Annotated in this window: 7 protein-coding genes; all 7 read left to right on the top strand. The window is 67.1% G+C overall.

All coding sequences use genetic code 11. The features are described 5' to 3' along the window. Positions 1-441, top strand: a 441-nt coding sequence (locus Q4E95_RS10570) for a ParA family protein (protein ID WP_303383273.1), incomplete at its 5' end; no start/stop codon positions are given. Between the two features lie 55 nt (positions 442-496). Further along, positions 497-1402 carry a ScpA family protein gene (locus Q4E95_RS10565; protein ID WP_303383272.1) on the top strand — a complete coding sequence of 302 codons (906 nt, stop codon included), beginning with the start codon at positions 497-499 and terminating at the stop codon, positions 1400-1402. Positions 1403-1458: 56 nt separating this feature from the next. Continuing rightward, on the top strand, positions 1459-2094 hold the full coding sequence (gene scpB, locus Q4E95_RS10560) for an SMC-Scp complex subunit ScpB (RefSeq protein WP_303383271.1): 636 nt from the start codon (positions 1459-1461) through the stop codon (positions 2092-2094). Positions 2095-2101: 7 nt separating this feature from the next. Next, positions 2102-3166, top strand: coding sequence for a pseudouridine synthase (locus Q4E95_RS10555; protein ID WP_303383270.1), 1065 nt, complete (start codon positions 2102-2104; stop codon positions 3164-3166). A 2-nt stretch (positions 3167-3168) separates the two neighbouring features. Beyond that, positions 3169-4281 carry a prephenate dehydrogenase gene (locus Q4E95_RS10550; protein WP_303383269.1) on the top strand — a complete coding sequence of 371 codons (1113 nt, stop codon included), beginning with the start codon at positions 3169-3171 and terminating at the stop codon, positions 4279-4281. Then, the gene (cmk, locus tag Q4E95_RS10545; protein ID WP_303383268.1) at positions 4281-5021 is read left to right on the top strand and encodes a (d)CMP kinase; all 741 of its coding nucleotides are present in this window, start codon (positions 4281-4283) and stop codon (positions 5019-5021) included. The genes Q4E95_RS10550 and cmk overlap by 1 nt, the downstream gene beginning before the upstream one ends. A 7-nt stretch (positions 5022-5028) precedes the next feature. After that, a partial coding sequence (locus Q4E95_RS10540) for a GTPase (protein WP_303383267.1) occupies positions 5029-5933 on the top strand: 905 nt, incomplete at its 3' end.

The following is a 5933-nucleotide window of genomic DNA, read 5'->3' as shown; positions in this document are numbered from 1 at the left end:
GCGCTGCGCAAGGTCGAGGAATACTACGACGTGATCCTCATCGACTGCCAGCCGTCCCTGGGGCTGCTGACCGTCAACGCATTGACCGCCTCGCACGGGGTGATCATCCCGCTGATTTGCGAATTCTTTGCGCTGCGTGCCGTGGCCCTGCTGGTGGACTCCATTGAGAAGGTTCAGGATCGCTTGAACCCCAAGCTGCAGATCGACGGCGTCCTGGCCACGATGTTCGACTCGCGCACCTTGCACTCGCGCGAGGTCATTGCGCGCATCGTGGATGCCTTCGGGGACAAGGTCTTCGACACGGTCATCAAACGAACCGTGAAGTTCCCGGACGCGACCGTTGCCGCCGAGCCGATCCTCAACTTCGCCACGAACCACCCGGGTGCCGAGGCCTACCGTCAGCTCGCACGCGAGTTGATCAGCCGCGGCGGTGCGCCGTGATCTCCGCAGCCCGCCCCGCTCCGGGCCCGACGTCGCACGGGGCCACCTCACGAGCATGAGCGTTGTCGCCGAGCGTCCCGCGGACTCGGACCCCGGTTTCACGGTGGCCCTGGAAAACTTCCAGGGCCCCTTCGACGTGTTGCTCTCCCTGATCGCCAAGCACGAAATGGACATCACCCACGTGGCGCTGTCCGTGGTCACGGACGAGTTCATCCGCTACGTGAAGGCATTGCAGGAAGAGGGCTCGGTCAAGGCCCTGGACGAGGCCAGCGAGTTCCTGGTGGTCGCGGCGACCCTGCTCGACCTCAAGGCCGCGCGCCTGTTGCCGCGCGGGGAGGTGGAGGACGACTACGACGTCGAACTTCTCGAAGCCCGCGACCTCCTGTTCGCGCGATTGCTGCAATACAAGGCGTTCAAGGAAGTGGCCGGGCAACTCAACCGGCGCCTGGCCGCGGAGTCGGTGCGGATCCCGCGGCAGGTGGACCTGGACCCCGCGGTGACCGCTGCCCTGCCGCCGCTGACGTGGACGCTCACACCCGACCAGTTCGCCCAGCTCGCCGTTGCCGCGCTGGACCCGGAACGGCACGTTCCCGACGATGTCAACGTGGAGCACCTGCACGGTGCCGCGGTGCGCGTGGCGGACGAGGCCGAGACCCTGGCCGGCATCCTCAGAGACGGTGAGGACCACAGTTTTGCCGCGCTCATCGCGGATGCGGAATCCACCCTGGTGATCGTGGTGCGGTTCCTGGCGCTCCTGGAAATGTTCCGTGATCGTGTGGTGCGGATCCGTCAGGACGAGGTGCTCGGGCCGCTGCTCGTGCGCTGGGTCGGTCCGGACGACTGGTCCTCGGAAGGACTCAACAGCGAGTACACGGGTGCGCAGACGGCGCTCGAGGACCCCGCACCGAGCGAGAACGGCCCCGGGGAACAGCCCCCGGCAACGGCGGCGCCAAAAACCTGAAACAATGAGACACGTCATGGATCGGTGTGAACCGTACCGAAGGAGATGATGTCAGCGTGGTAGACGAACCACACGCGCAACCCCCGACCGATATCCACGCGGCCCTCGAGGCCGTCCTCATGGTGGCCGCAGCGCCCGTCCGGGAAGAAGAACTCGCGCGCTCCCTCAACGTGCCCGTGCACGCGGCGCGCAGCGGCCTGGAATACCTGAAAGCCGAATACGACGGCGTGATCGGTCCCACCCCCGCGGCCCCACCGGAATCACCGCACCTCGGATATGATGGAGGGTCGGCCCCCAGAATGCGCGGTTTCGAACTGCGCCACGTGGCCGGCGGCTGGCGCATTTACTCACGCAGTGAGTACGCCCAGCTCGTGACCGACTTCGTGGTGGAAGGCAGCAGCTCGCGCCTGTCGCAAGCAGCCCTGGAAACCTTGGCCGTGGTGGCCTACCTACAACCCGTGTCCCGCTCCCGGATCTCAGCGATCCGCGGTGTCAACGTGGACGGCGTGGTGCGCACCCTGGTGCAGCGGGGCCTGCTCACGGCACACGAACGTGAGGAATCCACGGGTTCCGTGCTCTACTCCACCACCCCCTTGTTCTTGGAAAAGCTGGGACTCGGTTCACTGGATGAACTGCCAGACATTGCCCCACTGCTTCCCGGAACCGACCAACTTGAAGACTTAGAGGACTGATCTCAGCATGGCTCAATCACGTAACAACTCCTCCCGCGGCGGAGCACCCCGCGGCGGCGGCAAGCCCGGCGGCGGCGCTCGCGGTCCGCAGGGTCGCGGCAAGGGATCCAAGGCCGGCCCCAAGGGCGGTTTCAGGTCCGGGCCGAAAACCGGGCCGCAAACCGGACCCAAGTCCGGACCGGGTAGGCCCAAGGCCTCGGCGGGGCAGAAGGGCCCGCAGAAGCCCCGCGCCTTCGGTGGTGTGGACAAGTACGAGCGCCGCGCCTCGGCGATCAAGGAGCACGGCCCGCACCGGCGGCGTCGTCCCAAGAACCCGCCTGTGGACCGTCTGGAAGCCCACGACGAGAACGGCGTGCGCCTGCAGAAGCTCATGGCCCAGGCCGGTGTGGCCTCGCGCCGCGTGTGCGAGGAAATGATCCTGGACGGCCGCGTGGAGGTGGACGGCCAGATCGTCAACGAGCTGGGCGTGCGCGTGGATCCCGCGCTGCAAAGTGTTCACGTGGACGGCATGCGGATCCAGACCGACGAGAAGCTCGTCTACTACGCGTTCAACAAGCCGGCCGGCGTGGTCTCCACCATGGAGGATCCGGACGGCCGCCGCTGCGTGAGTGACTTCCTGGATATCCGCAAGCACGAGCGCGTGTTCCACGTGGGCCGTCTGGACGTGGAGACCGAGGGTCTGCTGCTGCTCACCAACGACGGCGAACTCACCAACCGCCTGACCCACCCCTCCTACGAGGTGCCCAAGACCTATTTGGCGCAGGTGCACGGACCCGTGGAGAGGGGCGTGGGCAAGCAGATGCGCGAAGGCATCAAGCTCGAGGACGGCATCGCCAAGGTGGATTCGTTCAAGCTCGTGGACTCCAAACCCGGCCACGTGCTGATCGAGGTCGTGCTGCACACCGGCCGTAACCGCATTGTCCGCCGCATGTTCGATGCCGTGGGTCACCCGGTGGAGCGGCTCGCTCGCACCCAGGTGGGCCCGATCGCCATTGGTGATCAGCGCCAGGGCGTGGTGCGCAAACTGTCCCACACCGAGGTGGGCACCCTGCTCGCATCGGTGGGGATGTAACGGTGGTTCCCGCTATCGCCTCCACCTCCGGACCGGTCCTGGTGATCGGTGCGGGGCTTCTGGGTGCGAGCATCGGGCTGGGACTGCAGCACCTGGGCGTGCGCGTCTACGTGCGCGACTCCTCGCCCACCACGGAGGCCGTGGCCCAGGACATCGGCGCCGGCCAGTCCGTGCGCGCCGTTCACGCGGCGGGTCAGACACTGGCCGATCCCGCGTTGGTGGTCGTGGCCGCGCCGCCGGACGTGGTCTCCGAACTCGTGGTCGAGGCGCTGTCGGATTTCCCGAACGCCGTGGTCATCGACATTGCCTCGGTCAAGTCCGCGATTCTCGACGACGTCGCCGCGGCCGGGGCGGATCTGTCCCGCTACGTGGGCACACATCCCATGGCCGGACGCGAGAAGTCCGGTCCCGTGGCGGCCCGCGGTGAGCTGTTCACCTCCATGCCGTGGGTGATCTGCCCTACCGAGACGACCAGCGCTCGGGCCCTCACCACGGCCAAGAACCTGGCCGTGGACCTGGGTGCAACCGTGACCGTGCTGGACGCGGCCGAACACGACGAGACCGTGGCATTGATTTCCCACCTGCCGCAGGTGATGTCCTCGCTGCTGGCCTCCCGGTTGCAGGACACCCCGCTGCATCACCTGTCCCTGTCGGGTCAGGGCCTGCGGGACACCACCCGCATTGCGGGTTCCGATCCGGCCCTGTGGGTGCAGATCCTCTCGGCCAACGCCCGGCCCATTGTGGAATCCCTCTACGAGGTGCGCACCGACCTGGACCGCTTGATCGCCACGCTGGAGAACCCCACGGCCGGCGGTGCTCGCCTGGACATTGCCCAGCTCATGGCCGAGGGCAACTCGGGTCAGGCCCGAATCCCGGGTAAGCACGGTGGTGCTCCCAAGGCCTTCGCCACGCTCACCGTGGCCGTGGACGACACCCCGGGCACCATTGCTCGGTTGCTCACTGAAATCGGGGAGGCCGGGATCAACCTGGAAGACATGCGGCTCGAGCACTCCCCGGGACAACCGGTGGGGCTGGCCGTGGTCTCGGTGGATCCCAATCGCCGCGATGAACTCGTGGACGCGTTGAACGAACGCAACTGGAAGGTGGTGCAGTAATGGACGCACGCGATGAGAACGCCCGATTGGTGGTCGCCATTGACGGGCCTTCCGGTTCCGGAAAGTCCTCCGTGTCCAAGGAAGTGGCTCGCCGTTTCAACCTGGCCTACCTGGACACCGGTGCCATGTACCGCGCCGTGACCTGGTGGTGCCTGCACACGAACGTGGACCTGACCGATGCGGATGCCATTGTCCAGGCCACCCGCACCGTTCCCCTGGACATGGGCACCGACCCCAACGGTGAGCGCATCACCGTGGCCGGCCAGGACGTCCGTTCTGCAATCCGCGGGGATGAGGTGACCGACAACGTCTCCGCAATTGCCACGACCGTTCCCGCCCGTGAGGTGCTGGTGGCCCTGCAGCGCCAGATCATTGCCGATTCCGGTGAGCGCATGGTGGCCGAGGGCCGTGACATCACCACCGTGGTGGCCCCGGATGCCACCGTGCGGATCCTGTTGACCGCCTCGGAGGAAGCGCGCATGGCGCGCCGGGGCAAGCAACTGGGCGAGGCGGCGTCGTCGAACCTGAAAGACCAAGTGGTGGGCCGTGACGCCAAGGACTCCACCGTGGTGAACTTCACCGAAGCGCAGGACGGGGTGCACCTGCTGGACTCGTCCGAGCTGAGCATGGAGCAGACCGTGCAGGGCGTGATCGATCTGGTGATCCGCACCACCCAAACCATGACCGAACGGGCCGCCGGCCCCGATCAATCCCCGGGCGCCCCCGCCTGGAGTAAGTGAGGTAGCCATGACCGGTTCCGAAGAGAACAAGGTTGACCCGTACGAGCAGTCCGTGCTCGGCGGGGGCCAGGACGATATTTCCGAGCGGCTGGCCGCAATCGACGACGACGAGGCCGAGCGCCGCGCCGAGGCCCTGCGCGCGGGGCTGTCTGACTACGAGTTGGACGAGGAAGACGCCGCGCTGCTGGACGAGTGGGGCGGCTTTGACGAGGACCGCGAAACGCGTCTGCCGGATCCCGTGGTGGCCGTGGTCGGTCGACCCAACGTGGGTAAGTCCACGCTGGTCAACCGCGTGATCGGCCGCCGCGAAGCCGTGGTGGAGGACACCCCGGGCGTGACCCGTGACCGCGTGTCCTACAAGGCCGAGTGGTCCGGCAAGAACTTCACCCTGGTGGACACCGGCGGCTGGGAGCACGACGCCAAGGGCATTCACGCCCGTGTGGCCGAGCAGGCCGAGGTGGCCGTGCTGAACGCGGACGCCGTGCTGCTGGTCCTGGACGTGACCGTGGGCGTGACCGCGACCGACGAGGCCGTGGTGTCCATGCTGCGCCGCATTAAGAAGCCCATCATCCTGGTGGCCAACAAGGCCGATTCACCACAGCTGCAGATCGAGGCGTCCAACCTGTGGGCGCTGGGCATGGGGGAGCCGTTCCCGGTGTCTTCGCTGCACGGCATGGGCACCGGTGACGCGCTGGACGCCCTCATCAAGGCCCTGCCGGAATATTCCGAGGTGGCCGAGCCCGAGGTCGAGGGCGGACCCCGCCGCGTGGCCCTGCTGGGCCGCCCGAACGTGGGCAAGTCCTCGCTGCTGAACAAGATGGCCGGCTCCGAACGCGTGGTCGTGGATGAAATGGCCGGGACCACCCGTGATCCCGTGGATGAGATCGTGATGCTGGGGGAGGAGCCCTGGCG

Source organism: Kocuria sp., from assembly GCF_030536815.1.
GTDB lineage: Bacteria > Actinomycetota > Actinomycetes > Actinomycetales > Micrococcaceae > Kocuria > Kocuria gwangalliensis.
Note: the sequence above shows the minus strand (reverse complement) of the source record. Positions and strands in the feature narration are given on the sequence as shown.

Bases quoted from the DNA above. Each gene is read 5' to 3' on its own strand.
- Q4E95_RS10565 (WP_303383272.1), top strand. From the start codon at position 497: ATGAGCGTTGTCGCCGAGCGTCCCGCGGACTCGGACCCCGGTTTCACG.
- Q4E95_RS10555 (WP_303383270.1), top strand. From the start codon at position 2,102: ATGGCTCAATCACGTAACAACTCCTCCCGCGGCGGAGCACCCCGCGGC.
- cmk (WP_303383268.1), top strand. From the start codon at position 4,281: ATGGACGCACGCGATGAGAACGCCCGATTGGTGGTCGCCATTGACGGG.